The following is a 14,549-nucleotide window of genomic DNA, read 5'->3' as shown; positions in this document are numbered from 1 at the left end:
CCTGCCGGACAGCGTGCCGGCGATGACGATCAACCGCTTCTGCTCGTCGGGCACGCAGTCCATTGCCCAGGCGGCGCAGGCGATCCAGGCGGGGATGATCCAGGTGGCGGTCGCTGGCGGCACCGAGTCCATGACGATGGTGCCCATGGGCGGCAACAAGGTGAGCGCCAACCCGGAGATCATGGCGAAGCACCCGGAGGTCTACACCTCCATGGGCGCGACGGCGGAGAACATCGCCAGCCGGTACAGCGTGTCGCGTGAGGACGCGGACAAGTTCGCCTACGAGTCCCAGCGCCGGGCGGCCACGGCCCGTGAGCAGGGGAAGTTCAAAGAGGAGATCCTCCCCGTCACCACGACGGTGTACGACGAGGACGGCAAGGCGAAGCAGGTGACGGTGACGTTCGACACGATCCTGCGGCCGGACACGACGCTGGAGGGCCTGACGAAGCTGAAGCCGGCCTTCAACGCGAAGGGCGTGGTGACGGCGGGCAACGCGTCGCCGCTGACGGACGGCGCGGCGGCGACGGTGGTGATGAGCGAGGAGAAGGCGAAGGCGCTCGGCGTGAAGCCGCTGGGCTACTTCATCGACTTCCAGGTGGCGGGCGTGCCGCCGGAGATCATGGGCATCGGGCCCATTCCGGCGGTGAAGAAGCTGCTGGCGAAGAACAAGCTGAAGGTCGAGGACATCGACGTCTTCGAGCTGAACGAGGCATTCGCGGCCCAGGCGCTGCACTGCATCCGCGAGCTGGGCATCCCGCTGGACAAGGCGAACCCGAACGGCGGCGCCATCGCGCTGGGCCACCCGCTGGGCGTGTCCGGTGCGCGCATGGTGGGCACCATCCTGTACGAGCTGAAGCGGCGTAACGGCCGCTACGGCGTCGTCACCATGTGCATCGGTGGCGGCATGGGTGCTGCGGCGCTCGTGGAGCTGGCGAAGTAACGCCGCTGGCGAGTGCTGCTCTCCTGGGCTCGGCCTCTCCCTGCTGCAGGGAGGGGCCGTTTCTCTATCCGCGCAGAGAGAGGAGCTTCTGGATGTCAATGACGAGCAGCGCACGCTTCATTCGTTCCTCCCGGGGACTTCGGGGAGGGTGCTTTCTACGACCGGAGGCAATCGGTACTCTTCTGGCACGGACGCTCCCTTCTTTAGGAAGAGTCGTTCGTTTCAGGAGGGAACGTCGATGCGGATACGGCAGCTGGTGACAGTGACAGCCTGGGTTGTCGGATGCGTAGCGGCCTTGGGATGCGGTGGGGATCCGGCCCAGGAGACGAAGACCTACTACTACAACGGCACCAACACGACGCGCTCTCCGGACGGGCAGGTGATGGGGATGGGCGAGACGCTGCTGCGCCGGGTGTTCGATGGTCCCAACAGCCAGATCATCGAGCACGTGCTCACCAAGGACGCCCAGCAGGGCGTCCAAGAGAACACCTTGACGTTCGCTGTGACGGGCGCGACTTTTCAGGACACTGCCACGGGGTTCACGGGCGAGCTCCAGGGCGACCCGTGGAAGTGGAGTGAGTGGACGGCCTATGGAGCGCTGCCGAACGGCCTGAAGCTCGAGAGCACGAGCACCATTAGCGAGGACCAGGTGAGCGTGGACATGAAGTTCAAGAACGGAGACGCGCTCCAGTTCACCCTGAAGCACGAAGTGACGGCGACGACCCAGAGCGACTTCGAGCAGAAGCGCTCGCAATGGATCCCGCAGTAGCCACGAGGGAATGTTTCAGTGGGTCGTCGGCGGCGAGCAGGGAGAGGTGGGTCCTATTAGCTCCGGGACTTCTCGCGACGTCCCAGCTCGGTCTGCAGCTCGGCCAGGCGGCGCTCTGCCTCCTCGCGGCGCCGCGTCTCCTCTGCCAGCCGGAGCTCCAGCTCGTACTGGCGCTGCTCTGCTTCCCGTGCGCGCTGAGCTTCCTCTTGAGCGCGCCGAGCTTCCTCTTGGGCGCGCTGAGCTTCCTCTTGAGCGCGCCGAGCCTCTTCGTCCGCCCGTTGCTGCAGCCCGGCCATCAACTCCTCCAGGCGGGTGATGAACTCCTCGGACTCCAGCAGTGGAGCGTGGCCCGCCCAGAAGCGCAGGCGTCCGTCTTCCACCTGGAGCTCCAGTCCGAGATGCTCTGAGGCATAACGTCCGTGCTGGGGCAGGATGGGGGCATAGACCTTGGCATCGGGCGCGGGCAATCTCCACCCCAGCAGCCGTTGCCGGCCCCGGTCATAGATGAAGTACTCGGGGATTCCGAGCCGCGCATACCGCTCCACGTTCTGTTCGGCGTCCTTCTTCCTGTCTCCCCCCACATGGACTTCGAGCACGAAGTTCAGCCCCTTGCCCTCCGCGCTCACCACCCACCTGTCCCGCTCGTGGGTCTCGACATCCAGCACTGCGAGCAGATCCGGCGCGAAGCGTCTCTCCGCCGGGTAGTAGACCGGCAGCTCTGCCGCCAGGTACACGCGTCTCCGCTGACGAGTGAAGTAGCCGCGGAGCGCATCCAGCGCTCGCACCTTGGCCCGGAAGTGCCTGTCCCCCTCCGGCGGAGACATCTCCGCGTCCGTCACCTCGCCGGGCAGAGCTGCCAGCACCCGTTCCCGCTCCGCGGGACTCATGGCATCCCACTCCTGCTGAGAGGGCGCCTGGGGAAAACCTGTGGCATTGCTCGTGTCCTGCCGTGCCATGGAGGAAAGCCTGCGGTGCGCCCTCCCCGCCGTCAACCTCCGAGTGCCCCCTGTGTGGAGGAGATGGCGTCAGGAGCCGAATGATCGGGAGGCCGCCTGCCCGGCGGCCCGCTTCAGTTGTTCGAGTAGAAGAGCCCCAGCTGGCCTGGCAGGCGGCGGAACTCCAGCGTCGGCATGTCATCGCTGTTGCGGAACGCCGGCGCCCGAGAGGACAGCTCCTTCAGGGTCTCATCTCCCAGCGCGATCAGCTTCTCGAAGCCCGGCAGCCCATCCTGGATGCCGATGCTCCCCAGCAGCGCGCGGCCCTCGTCGTAGCGCTGCTGGAACAGCTGCCGCTGGTGTGGCTGCAGTGGCTCCATGGAGGCGATCACCGTCAGTCCGTTCCCGTATGACGGGATGGCCTTCACGTGGGGGAACACCTCGCGGATGCCGTGGTACAGCGTCGCCATGTCCGGCCCGAAGATGTGCTGCGCCATCACTCCACCAGGCGCTAGCCGGGAGCGCGTCAGCTCGTAGAACTCGTGGCTGAAGAGGCTCGACGAGCCCGGCAGGTACGGATCCGAGACATTGATCGAGATGACGTCGTAGCGCTCCTTCGCCGTCGCCAGGAAGTGGCGCCCGTCCGTGATGTGGATCCGCACCCGGGGGTTGGAGAAGTAGTCGCGGTTGCCTGGGCTGAACAGCTTCGCGTGCTCGACCAGCGCCGGGACGATCTCCACCGCCTCGATGCTCCCCACCTCCGCCACCCGCGAGAAGGCCCCCGCCGTGATGCCGTACCCCGAGCCGATGTTCAGCACCTTCTCCAGCTTCGGCGCATAGAGGATCGGCAGGAACGCCTGGGACTCCTGCACGTACTGCGTGCTCGGTTCCCCATACAAGTAGACGAGGTCCGTCCGGTTGTTGAGCACCCGGAGCCTGCCCTCGTCCATCCGCACCACGCTGAAGATGCCATGCGCGTCCTCGGTCCGGACGATCGCGCGATCGGCGTCCACCACCGGGGGCACATCGAGGCTGCGCGGCGCGATGATCGCCAGGAAGCCCACGACCGCCACCCCTCCCAGCACGTGGTCCGAGAGCTTGAAGTGCGAGCGGAAGGCGTACGCCAGCGCCCCCAGAGCCACCAGCAACAGCACCGAGTTGAAGGCGATGAGGCCATTCGAGCCGATCAGGTTGATGAGCACGTACCCGCTGGCCAGTGAGCCCACCAGGCTGGCCAGCGTGTTCATCCCGTACACCAGCCCCACCCAGCTCGCCCCGTTCGTCACGCCCGGGGGCCGGGCCGCGAGCGTCAGCGGGAAGATCAACCCGAGCGCCGTCGCCGGGAACACCACCATCAACAGGATGAAGAGGACCACGAGGCCCGGCTCCGTCGGCTGGAAGGCCGACCGCTCCAGCAAGAGCGCGGCGGCGAAGGAGATCAACGTCAGCGAGCACGCGTACAGGAGGATGCGCCACAGCGGAGTCGTCCCGCGCAACATGGCGCTGCTCATGCGCGCCGCCTGGCCCATGAAGAGCAGGATGATGGCCAGCGCGATGCTCGTCACGTAGATGCGGTTGCCGAAGCACAGCGACAGGAACCGCGTCCAGGTGATCTCGCAGGACAGCACCACGAACCCAGAGAAGACCGCGAGCGTCAGCATCAGCGGGCGGCTCAGCATCCGCCCCTCGGGAGTGCTGGCGGCTGCCGGCGGCTCCTCCACGGCGGCCTCCCTGGCCGGCGGGAAGAAGCGGTTGCTCACCAGGGCCACCGCGAAGATGAAGGCGTTGATCGCGGCGGTGATCGCTCCGGCTCGGATGCACCCGAAATAATAGATGAGGACGAAGCTCGCGATGATGCACCCCGTCGCGGCGCCGATGGTGTTGACGCCATAGAGGGCCGACACCTGCCGGCGATCCACGACGAGCTGGCTCAGCAGCGGCAGCGTCATGCCCATGAGCACGGTGGGAACGCCAATCAGCGCCAGGCACACGGAGAGCTGCGCGGCCAGCCGTGACAGCAGCGGCGCCGTCGGCGAGCCGGACAGGGAGAGATAGAAGTCCTGGTGGGTAAAGAGCGTCCAGGTGATGACCAGCGCGCTGAGCCCCACCAGCAGCTCCACCGTGCCGTAGGCCGCCAGCGGACGCTCCGCCAGCCAGCCGCCCTTCTTCAGCAGCCGGGACATGGCGAGGCTGCCCAGCGCCAGCCCGAGCATGAACACGGTGATGACGGAAGCCATCGAGTAGATGGTGCTCCCGAGGATGATGCTGAAGCCTCGCAGCCAGATGATCTGGAAGATGAGCGACGTCATCCCCGTGCAGAACAGGAGCCCACACAGGAAACGGAAGCGAGCGCGGCTGAGCGTGGCGGGAGAGTCGGTCATGGCATCTCGGTGGCAGCGAGCCGGGAGTAGGGAGCGAGCGCGCGAACCCGCTGGATGTACTTGTGTGCCTCGTCCTTGTCACCTCGCTGGAGCGCCAGGCGCGCGAGCGCCTCGGCCACGGCGAGATCCGATGGGCTGTAGCGCAAGGCTTCCTCCAGGAGCCCTCGGACCTTATCGGGCTCCAGCGGAGGCTGCACCTTTGCCGCCAGCCCCAGCACCTGCGCCATCCACACGGCGGCGGCGTGGTGGCGCGGGTACACCTCGAGCGCCTGGCGGAAACCCGCCGTGAGGCTGTCGGCGTTCGCCAGCACCTCCGCCGGAGGACGGGCGCCGAACCGCTCCAGGGCCTCGACTCCCTGGAAGAAGAGCTGGTCCGCCTCGTGGACGCGCTGGACCTCTGTTCGGAGAGCCTCGAGCGCCGGATCTGGCTCGGGGCCCTCTCGCACGTGCGCGAAGACAGCTCCCGGCGGGTACGCGATGAGCTGGCGGACGGCCGCGTCGATCTCGGCGGGCGTCTCCTGTGGCAGGAAGTCCAGCACCGGGTTCATGTCCCGGTTGATCAGGGGGACGCGCGCGGCGATCTGGCTCAGCTGCTCCGGCCCGGCGCGGAAGCTGGCGAAGAAGAGCCCCGGAGCGTCCCAGCCGAAGGCGCGCAGATCCTCGCTGGCCACCCGCTCGTACTTCTCGCGCCAGGCCTTCCAGTCGATCTGCGCCTCGTCGCGGAAGCCAATGAGGAAGGCCTCCTGGGTGTTCAGCCCCAGCGGCAGCCACAGCAGGCTCTGGGGGAAGACCTCCTGGAAGGTCTTCAGGATGACCATGGCCTTGCTGACGCCCGCATTGAGCGGCAGCCACGCGAGCGCTACACCCCCGGGCCGCAGGTGCCGCCGCGCCTCCCGGAAGTGCTCCGCCGTGTAGAGCCGGAGGCTGCCCTCGCTGGCGAGGATCATCGAGTCCGACATGATGACGTCGAACTGCTCCTCGCTCATCTTCAGGAAGTGCCGCCCGTCCATCACGTCCACGCGCACGTTGGGCTTGCGGCTCGCGTGCTCGTTGAGCGCCCCGAAGTGCTCCTCGGCCATCGGGATCATGTGATCGTCGAGCTCGACGAGGTGCAGCAGCTCCGGCTGGTACAGCAGCAGGGTGCGCGCGAGCTCGCCCACGCCGTAGCCGATCTCCAGCACCCGCTGCGGGTTGGGGTGGACGAGCATGGGCAGGTGGGCCTGGAGCTTCTGGGTCTGCCGCCGCGCGGGCACCGTCTCGCCGGACTGGAAGGGGCCTCCCAGGAGGATCCGATCTCCCTGCGCGTTCTCGGCCACCAGCACGGGCTGCAGGCTGCTCTCCCGCTGGGCGATCACCCGGAACCCCGGGCGGAGGCTGACGTGCTCGTAGTAGCGCGTGAGCCAGTCCGCGCTGAACCAGCCCACCAGCCCCACCGCCGCGAGCGCCACGCCCGTGCCTACCCACCGCGTGTTCAGAGGCCGGAGCGAGAGGCCCGCCACGCTCGCGGCGATGAGGAGGTTGAGCACCGCGACGAGCAGGAGCGCGGCCGAGGTGCCGATGGTGGGGATGAGGACGAAGCCCGCCAGGAACGAGCCCAGCACCGAGCCCACGGTGTTGGCCGAGTAGAGGTTCCCCACCGTCCTCCCGAGCAAGCGCAGCGGCCCGGCGTACAGCTTGCCAGCCAGAGGGAACAGTCCCCCCAGCAGCAGGGTCATGGCGAAGAGGAGAAGAAAGCCAGCGCCAATGGTGAGCGGCCGTGAGCCCCACCCGCTGATCAGGGACAGCAGCGGCAGGCTGACGAGCCCGATCAGCCCCAGCAGCGCCTCGAAGGCCACGAACAGCTTGAGATCGCTCAGGCCCTTGGGGCTCCAGCGGCTGAACGCGACGCTGCCCAGGCTGATGCCCAGCAGGTACACGGAGAGGACACAGGCGAAGGTGGTCAGCCGGCCCAGCAGCAGGAAGTCGAGCAGGCGGAACCAGAGGACCTCGTAGGCGAGCGCGCAGAAGCCGGAGACCGCAAAGGCGGGCAGGAGGATGCGGCCGTCCAGTGTCTCCCGGGGCTCGTTAGGGGAGGGGGAGGGAGACGCAGCCGGGGCCTCGGAGCGCGGCACGGAGCTCTCGCGGCGGGACAGGAGCAGCGCCGCCGCGCCCGTGGCGGCATTGAGCGCGAGCGCCAAGTGGTAGCCGGCCTCGTACCCCAGCACCCACACCAGCCCGATCATGAGGACGGAGCCGGCGGCCGCGCCCAGGGTGTTGATGGAGTAGAGCCGGCCCAGCGCGGCCTTCAGCCCCTCGTCTCGATCCACCACGTACCGGGCGAGCACGGGCAGGGTGCCACCAATGAGGGTCGCGGAGAGGGAGACGAAGACGAAGGCGATGAGGAAGACGAGCCACTTGATCGTCGCCTGCGGCGCCCAGGCATACAGGGCTGAGTAGAGCGACTCGATGTGATGGAAGGCGTAGAACGCGACGAGTCCGCTGAAGGCGACGCCCAGCTCCAGCAGCCCATAGACGCGCAGCGGCCGGGCGTGACGGTCCGCGACCCTGCCGAGGAGGTACGAGCCCAGCCCGAGCCCAAGCATGAACGCCGTGATGACGGCGGTGACGCTGTGGGTGGTGCCCCCGAGCAGGTACGTGAAGATCCGCACCCAGAGGACCTCGAAGAGGATCCCCGAGAGTCCCGAGACGAAGAACAGACGCAGCACCCAATGTTGTGCGGTGGGGACGGGGGTGGCCATGTAGGTGACGTGAGGATGCCACAGGAGCCGGCCTCATTGCCCGGTTGGCTGCTGGATAGGGGGGCATCAAAACAATTCGCTTCCGCGGACACACCGTCGGGCGCACCGTTCTCCGTGCGGAAAGCGGGAGGTGAGCTGTCATGGGTTCAAGTGCGTGGCGCCGGCTCGCGGCGAAGCTCGGAGTGGAGCACCCCATCATCCAGGCGCCCATGGGAGGAGGCATCACCACGCCGGAGCTGGTCGCGGCGGTGTCGAATGCCGGGGGGCTGGGGTCTATCGGTGCGTCCTATCTGCCGCCCGAGGACATCGCCCGGCAGGCGCAAGCGGTGCGGGCCCTCACTCAGGGGCCGTTTGCCATCAACCTGTTCTCGCCTCTTCCCGCGCCAGCGAGCACCAACCCGGCGCCCATGCTGGCGATCCTGGCGCGTTATCACCACCAGCTCGGGTTGCCCTCGCCCCAGGCGGCGGAGACCCGCCTCCCTGACTTCCTTGGGCAGGTCGAGGCCGTGCTCGCGAGTGCTCCAGCCGTCTTCAGCTTCACGTTCGGCATTCCACCGGCCCACGTGCTCGAGTCATTCAGGTCACGTGGAGTCCTGCTCGCGGGCACGGCCACGACCGTCCGAGAGGCGCGGCAGCTCGAGGCGGCGGGGGTGGACCTCATCGTTGCTCAGGGCTCGGAGGCGGGAGGCCACCGGGGCTCGTTCGCCGGACCCTTCGAGGCGGGGATGGTCGGGACGATGGCGCTCGTCCCCCAGATCGTCGATGCGGTGCAGCTCCCGGTCATCGCGAGCGGAGGCATCATGGATGGCCGGGGTGTCGCGGCCGCGCGCATGCTCGGCGCGAGCGGTGTGCAGCTGGGCACCGCCTTCATGACGTGTCGAGAGGCGGGGACTGCTGCCGCCCACAAGGCCTCACTGCGCACGGCTCGCGACGATGCGACACGGATCACGCGAGCGTTCACGGGGCGCCCCGGCCGCATGATCGCCAACGAGTTCATTACAGCGCTCGAAGGCAGCGAGGCCGTGCTCCCGTTTCCGGCGCAGCACTACGCCACGATCGCCCTGAGAGGGGCCGCGGCGCGTCAGGGAGACACCCGGCTCATGGCGCTCTGGGCAGGCCAGGGCGCTGGCCTCTCTCGTGAGCTGTCCGCCTCGGAGCTCGTGCGGGCCCTGCTCGTCGAGTCCGAAACGATCATCCGCTCGGCATGGGACTGAAAGGACCTGGGACTCCTTCAGGCCCTGGCCGTCGTCGGTGTTGCCGGTGGCTGCTCCGCATCCGAGACGGGGACCCCCGCCATCCGCAGCACCCGGAGGGCGTTGGTGGTGTCCACCACGCCTGGGCGCAGCTTGTAGTCGAACACCATCTTCTCGTGCTCGAGGTGATCGCGGAAATGGACGTTCACCACGTGCGCGCCCGGCTCGTCCGCCAGCACCGCCAGGGACAGATCATGCGTCGTCACCGCCCCGCAGGCGCCCGTCCCCAGCAATAGCCGCAGCACCTCGCGTGAGGCGATCTGGCGCTCGCGCGTGTTGGTGCCCAGGAGGATCTCGTCGAGCAGGAAGAGACACTTGCCCTGCGCCGCCTGGGCCGCGTCCAGCACGGCCTTGATGCGCTGCACCTCCGCGTAGAAGTAGGACACGCCGCGCTCCAGCGAGTCCTTCACGCGCATGCTCGTGAGCACCTCGAGCGGTGACAGGGTGAACTCCCGAGCGTGGACGGGCGCCCCCGCCAGCGCCAGCACCACGTTGGCGCCCAGCGCTCGCATCAGCGTCGTCTTCCCGGACATGTTGGAGCCGGTGATGAGCAGCGCGTGCCTCGGTCCGGGCAGGGACACGTCATTGGGGACAGGTTCGTCCAGCAGCGGGTGACCCAGCTCCTTCGCCTCCACCCGCGGCCCCTCGGGCACCAGCGTGGGCCAGACGAAACCCGGCCGATCGTGCGCGAAGCCCGCCAGGCACGAGAGCGCCTCCAGCTCCGCGAGCGCCTCGAACCAGCGGCGCACCTCCCTCCCATGCCGGGCCCGCCAGCTCTCCAGCGCGAAGAGGGCGTGGATGTCCCAGAGCGTGAACAGGTGCACCACTGGGTGGAACTGGTGCCGCTTGAACTCGACGAAGGAGTAGAGCCGGCTGAAGCGGTGGAAGTGCGTCGAGACCGGGGGCTCTCCCGCGCGCTGCAGCCCGGACTGGAGCCGCTGGAGCAGCGGGTGGCGCACCTCCTGGCGCTCGATGCGCTCGAAGATGGGTGCGTAGCGCACGAAGCCGTGCTCCCCAGCGGACATGGCCTCCTCCATCAGTCGGAGTGCCCGGCGCGTGATCACCGCCACCCCGAGCTGCACGAAGAGGCCCACCCACCACAGCCAGCGCGGCACGAGTTCGAACTGGGCGAGCACGTAGAGCGCCAGCGTGACGAGCGGCAGGATCACAGCCACCGGCCGTGACCAGCGGATGGCGTCGAGCGAGGGGCCCGCCTCCGCCCAATGGATGAAGAGGCCGGGATCCGCCTTCTCGCGGGACACGCTCCGGGCCTCGACGCACACGTCCTGCCGGAAGTCGACGAGCGGGGCCAGCTCGCGCGCAGCACCCTGCCTCGCCACCACCTCCTCGGCAGGAGCAGGGCCGGACAGCCAGGACGCGAGCCGCTCCTCGCCTGAGCGTGTCGCTGTCTCGTTCAGCAGCTGGAAGAGGCTGGCCTGGCCAAAGACGTCCAGGTCCGGAGTGTAGAGGTGGGCCGGAGACAGGAAGCGCTCGCCCCGCTCGGTGAACTCACGCCACGCCCCGCTCAGCCGGGCCAGCCCGCGCTCGTTCAACAAGTCGTACAGCCGCGCCCGTGCCTCGCGTCGGAACACGTAGTGGTGCAGCACGGCGAGCGTGATGTAGAGGACCCCTGCGCCCGCTACCGCCCACCAGTAGGGCTTCGGCAGGCGCCCGAAGGCGATGAGGCCCGCCAGTCCCGCCGCCGCCAGGAAGGTGAGCCCCCTCAGGTTCGCGTAGCGCGCGCTGACCCGATCCAGCTCTACCAGCTTCGCCTGGGCGGTGGCGCGGCGCTCGGTATAGGTGCGGAGCGGGGTGGTCTCGGCGGAGGAGGTCATGGTTCCCGGTGGAGGTGGCAGGGGCCGGGAGGATAACGGCGCCCGAGGCTTCGTGGGGGAATCGTCTGCACGAGCCCACTCAAGGAGCCCGCAACGACAGGAGCCCGCAACGACAGGAGCCCGCAACGACAACGGGCCCGACCGCTTCGCGGCCGAGCCCGTTTGTTCGTTCAGTCTCGGGAGAGGAGGGGTCTACTTCTCCTTGCCAGCGATCTTCCGCAGCGCCTTCTGGTCGCGCACGCAGAGGATGCGGCCCACGTTGCCCAGCACGCCCTCGCGCTTCATCTCGTTGATGAGCGTGGACACGAAGGAGCGGGAAGCGCCCACCAGGTCCGCCAGATCCTGCTGCGTAATGCCGCGCAGGTCGGTCTCGCCGCCGTGCGGGCAGCGCTCGCCGTGCGCCTCCACCAGCGTCAGCAGCGTGTCCGCCAGCCGCGCGGGGACTTCCTTGAACGTCAGGCCCAGCACGCGCTTGCGCAGCGCACGCACGCGCTCCGCGTAGGCGCGCACCACGTCCAGCGCCAGCGCCGGCCGCGCCTCGAGCTGCGCGCGGAAGTCACGGCCCTCGATGGACCACACCTCCGCCTCACCCGACGCGATCGCCATCTCCTCGATGGACGTGCCCTCCGGACGGAACACCTCGCCGAAGATCTCCCCAGGGCGCAGGATGCTCACCACCGAGCGGGTGCCGTTCTTGCCCACCCGCATCAGCCGCACGCGGCCCGACTTCAGCAGGTACACGCGGTCCGTCGTGTCGCCGTAGCGGTAGATGACCGAGTTGTGCGGGAAGGACTCGACCTTGAAGTAGCCCTTGAAGTCGATCGCCTCCTGGCCGGGGACGATCTTGTTCGCCGTCACCATCATCCCGGAGCTGGTGGTCTGCAGGGGGGCGACGACGTTGGAGCCGATGGGGCCGAGAGGGCGGTTGAAGCCGTGCATTGAGTTCACTCCTGCAAGCAGTGGGTGGGGCGGGGCTGAATCCCGAGAACGAACGCAGGACCTCCTTTCCAAGGAATGTGCCACGCAGGAATGAAATGCCGCCGAGGTAACAAACCGAGGAATGCCGGGTACTTAGCGATACAGCTTCCATTTCCTGGCGGCGCTGTGTTCGAAACCTGAAACAGAACGTTCAAACAGTCTGATCAACGTGAACAAAACGTTCAATTCGGCGAGCCCACTGTCGGGGGCACGACACTGTCCGGAAGGGGACGGGACCTACACGGGACGCTAACCCTGTCCGCCCAGCAACGAAGGGACTGACGGGGAGAGCCCGTATTTCTGGAGCTTGCGCTCCAGGGTGGGCCGGCTGATGCCGAGGATCTGGCAGACCTTGCCCTTGTGCCCCTTGGTGACGGCCATGGCGCGCTGGATCAGCATGCGCTCGGCCTCTTCCAGGGTGGGAATCTGACTGGCGTCGTCCACGGGCGGGGCGGCGAGCAGGGGAACGGGGGTGGCCGTGCGCCCGGTCTGGCCCGGCTCAGGGGCTCCAGGCTCCAGAGCGGGCAGATCATCGCCGAGCAGCACCTCGCCCGGGGCCAGCACCACGGCGCGGGTGAGCACGTTCTCCAGCTCGCGCACGTTGCCCCGCCAGGGCAGACGGGTGAGGTGCTCGAGCACCTCTGGGGGCACGCGCGTCACCCGCTTGTGCACCTTCTCGTTGATGCGCTCCAGCAGGTGGTGGATCAGCGGGGGAATGTCCTCGCGCCGCTCGCGCAGGGGAGGGATCTGGAGGGTGATCACCTTGAGGCGCTGGTAGAGATCCTCGCGGAAGCGTCCGGCCGCCACCTCGTCGGACAGGTGGCGGTGCGTGGCGGCGATGACCCGGGCGCGCAGCTTGATCTTCTTGACGCCACCCACGCGCTCGAACTCGCGCTCCTGCAGCACGCGCAGCAGCTTGGACTGGAGCATCAGCGACATGTCGCCGATCTCATCCAGGAAGACGGTGCCGTCCTCGGCCACCTCGAACTTGCCCTGCTTGGTGTTGGTGGCGCCGGTGAAGGAGCCCTTCTCGTGGCCGAACAGCTCGCTCTCCAGGAGCGTGTCCACGATGGCCGAGCAGTTGATGCCGATGAAGGGCTTGGGCTCGTCGTACGAGTAGTTGTGGATGACGCGGGCAAACAGCTCCTTGCCCGTGCCGCTCTCACCGTTGATCAGCACGGTGGCGTGGCTGCTGGTGACCTTGCCGATCTCCTTCACCAGCTGCTGCATGAGCGGGCTGGTTCCGACGATGTCGCCCAGGCGCGCCGCCGCGTTCTCCACGTTCACCGAGGCGGCGCGGCGAGACAGCTGCCGGTACTCCAGCGCCCGGTCCACCACCAGATCCAGCGCGGCCGGCTCTGGGAAGGGCTTGTGGATGTAGTCGAATGCCCCGGCCTTCATGGCCCGGATCGTCGTCTCCATGTCGTGGTGCGCGGTGACGAGGATGATGCGCGCGTCGCCACACAGCGTCTTCAGCTCGTCGATGATCTCCAAGCCGCTGCGGTCCGGCAGCATCATGTCCAGGATGACCACGCTGGGCATGGACTCCTGGGCGGCCCTGAGGCCCGCAGCGGCATTGGTGGCCGTCACCACGTGATAGCGCGGTGCGCCATCCTGGAGGATCTCCTCGAAGTGCATCTGGAGGTTCTCCAGGAGCCCCACGTCGTCATCGATGATGAGAAGGGTCTCCATGGGGCTCACTCACACGGCGAAGGTGAGTGTGAACACCATGCCGGGCTCGGCACTTCCCTCGGCCGTGATATCTCCTGCCTGGTTGAGCATGACACGCCGGAGCGCCGCGAGGGAGAGGCCCGCCCCCCGTGCCAGGCGGGAGCCGAAGGGCTCGAAGAGCGTGCCACGCTCCTCCGGAGGAAGGGCGGCGGTAGGGTCCTTGAGCACCATGCGCGCCCGGCCCGCGGGGCCCTGGAGGAGCTGGACGTCGACGTGAGAGTCCTCGGGCAGGCCCATGGCGATGTTGAGCAGGAGCTGGGCGAGCACGGGCCGCAGCCGCGCGGTGTCTACCGACACCCGGGGCAGCTCCGGATCCTCCACCACGCTCAGCTCGATGCGGCGCTCGGCCAGCTCGGGCGCCACCATGCCGTGGGCCTCCTGGAGGATGTTGCGCAGCGGCTGCTGCTCCAGGTGGGGCACGCTGTCACGCCCGTACTCGGAGAGCAGCCAGAGCATCCGCTCCATGGTGCGGATCTCCCGGTTGGCGATGGTCAGCCGGCGCTTGTCCCGGTCCGACAGGGTCGTGTTCCGCTGCAGCGTCTGCACCGCCATCTTGACGGAGCTGAGCGGGTTGCGGATCTCATGGCTGAGGGAGGAGGAGAGGCGGGAGATCTGCACGGGCGGGGCGCCGTCCAGCAGGGCGTCCAGGTCCTGGATGGCGGCAGTGGCCTCGCCTGCCTCCAGGCCCAGCACCAGGCGCAGGGGGGTGGGCTCGTCCGTGCCGACCCGGGAGGAGACGAACTCCACGGCGCGGCGGTCCTCCCGGGCGCGGGCGTCCAGCTCCCGGGCCCGCTCGGGGGTGGTGCCGAGCACCACGTGCAGCGGCGCATCCGCCAGCTCCGAGACGGAGCGGTGGAGCACGGTGGAGCAGTCCCCCTCGGCGCGGGTCACCCGCAGGCTTGGGGACCAGACAAGCTGGACGGTCTGGAGGAGCTGGGCGTTCATTGGTCGGGTTGGAACATAACGAGTAAGGTTCCGCGCTGTCCCCA

General features: G+C 68.2%; 10 protein-coding genes. 3 read left to right on the top strand and 7 right to left on the bottom strand.

All coding sequences use genetic code 11. The features are described 5' to 3' along the window. The coding region (locus VD972_RS39610) for a thiolase family protein (RefSeq protein WP_324994192.1) at window positions 1-940 on the top strand (940 nt) is incomplete at its 5' end. A gap of 238 nt (window positions 941-1,178) precedes the next feature. Next, the gene (locus VD972_RS39605) at window positions 1,179-1,709 is read left to right on the top strand and encodes a hypothetical protein (protein WP_324994189.1); all 531 of its coding nucleotides are present in this window, start codon (window positions 1,179-1,181) and stop codon (window positions 1,707-1,709) included. Between the two features lie 56 nt (window positions 1,710-1,765). Here the strand turns inward: VD972_RS39605 and VD972_RS39600 are convergent, their stop codons facing one another. The 3 genes from VD972_RS39600 to VD972_RS39590 form a co-directional block, all read right to left on the bottom strand. Further along, window positions 1,766-2,596 carry a Uma2 family endonuclease gene (locus VD972_RS39600; RefSeq protein ID WP_414654200.1) on the bottom strand — a complete coding sequence of 277 codons (831 nt, stop codon included), beginning with the start codon at window positions 2,594-2,596 and terminating at the stop codon, window positions 1,766-1,768. 182 nt (window positions 2,597-2,778) lie between these two features. Beyond that, window positions 2,779-5,025, bottom strand: a complete 2,247-nt coding sequence (locus VD972_RS39595; protein ID WP_324994185.1) for a fused MFS/spermidine synthase — start codon at window positions 5,023-5,025, stop codon at window positions 2,779-2,781. Further along, complete coding sequence (locus tag VD972_RS39590) at window positions 5,022-7,763, bottom strand: fused MFS/spermidine synthase (protein ID WP_324994183.1); 2,742 nt, start codon at window positions 7,761-7,763, stop codon at window positions 5,022-5,024. The genes VD972_RS39595 and VD972_RS39590 overlap by 4 nt, the downstream gene beginning before the upstream one ends. 140 nt (window positions 7,764-7,903) lie before the next feature. Between VD972_RS39590 and VD972_RS39585 the strand changes: the two genes are divergently transcribed. Then, window positions 7,904-8,977: an NAD(P)H-dependent flavin oxidoreductase gene (locus VD972_RS39585; RefSeq protein ID WP_324994181.1), complete on the top strand. Its 1,074-nt coding sequence runs from the start codon at window positions 7,904-7,906 to the stop codon at window positions 8,975-8,977. A 17-nt stretch (window positions 8,978-8,994) separates the two neighbouring features. Here the strand turns inward: VD972_RS39585 and VD972_RS39580 are convergent, their stop codons facing one another. The 4 genes from VD972_RS39580 to VD972_RS39565 form a co-directional block, all read right to left on the bottom strand. Beyond that, the gene (locus VD972_RS39580) at window positions 8,995-10,851 is read right to left on the bottom strand and encodes a MutS-related protein (RefSeq protein WP_324994179.1); all 1,857 of its coding nucleotides are present in this window, start codon (window positions 10,849-10,851) and stop codon (window positions 8,995-8,997) included. A gap of 192 nt (window positions 10,852-11,043) precedes the next feature. Next, window positions 11,044-11,790: a Crp/Fnr family transcriptional regulator MrpC gene (mrpC, locus tag VD972_RS39575; protein ID WP_324994177.1), complete on the bottom strand. Its 747-nt coding sequence runs from the start codon at window positions 11,788-11,790 to the stop codon at window positions 11,044-11,046. 288 nt (window positions 11,791-12,078) lie between these two features. Continuing rightward, entirely contained in the window at window positions 12,079-13,521 is a 1,443-nt protein-coding gene (locus VD972_RS39570) for a sigma-54 dependent transcriptional regulator (RefSeq protein ID WP_324994176.1), read from the bottom strand. 9 nt (window positions 13,522-13,530) lie between these two features. Next, window positions 13,531-14,505: a HAMP domain-containing sensor histidine kinase gene (locus tag VD972_RS39565; RefSeq protein ID WP_324994174.1), complete on the bottom strand. Its 975-nt coding sequence runs from the start codon at window positions 14,503-14,505 to the stop codon at window positions 13,531-13,533. Between the last annotated feature and the right edge of the window lie 44 nt (window positions 14,506-14,549).

It is taken from the genome of Hyalangium sp. (assembly GCF_035629615.1).
In the GTDB taxonomy this organism is placed as follows: Bacteria; Myxococcota; Myxococcia; order Myxococcales; family Myxococcaceae; genus Hyalangium.
The sequence above is the reverse complement of the archived record's forward strand: the minus strand, read 5'-3'. Positions and strand labels throughout refer to the sequence as shown.

Bases quoted from the DNA above. Each gene is read 5' to 3' on its own strand.
- VD972_RS39585 (WP_324994181.1), top strand. From the start codon at position 7,904: ATGGGTTCAAGTGCGTGGCGCCGGCTCGCGGCGAAGCTCGGAGTGGAG.
- VD972_RS39580 (WP_324994179.1), bottom strand. From the start codon at position 10,851: ATGACCTCCTCCGCCGAGACCACCCCGCTCCGCACCTATACCGAGCGC.
- VD972_RS39595 (WP_324994185.1), bottom strand. From the start codon at position 5,025: ATGACCGACTCTCCCGCCACGCTCAGCCGCGCTCGCTTCCGTTTCCTG.
- VD972_RS39570 (WP_324994176.1), bottom strand. From the start codon at position 13,521: ATGGAGACCCTTCTCATCATCGATGACGACGTGGGGCTCCTGGAGAAC.
- mrpC (WP_324994177.1), bottom strand. From the start codon at position 11,790: ATGCACGGCTTCAACCGCCCTCTCGGCCCCATCGGCTCCAACGTCGTC.
- VD972_RS39600 (WP_414654200.1), bottom strand. From the start codon at position 2,596: ATGAGTCCCGCGGAGCGGGAACGGGTGCTGGCAGCTCTGCCCGGCGAG.
- VD972_RS39605 (WP_324994189.1), top strand. From the start codon at position 1,179: ATGCGGATACGGCAGCTGGTGACAGTGACAGCCTGGGTTGTCGGATGC.
- VD972_RS39565 (WP_324994174.1), bottom strand. From the start codon at position 14,505: ATGAACGCCCAGCTCCTCCAGACCGTCCAGCTTGTCTGGTCCCCAAGC.
- VD972_RS39590 (WP_324994183.1), bottom strand. From the start codon at position 7,763: ATGGCCACCCCCGTCCCCACCGCACAACATTGGGTGCTGCGTCTGTTC.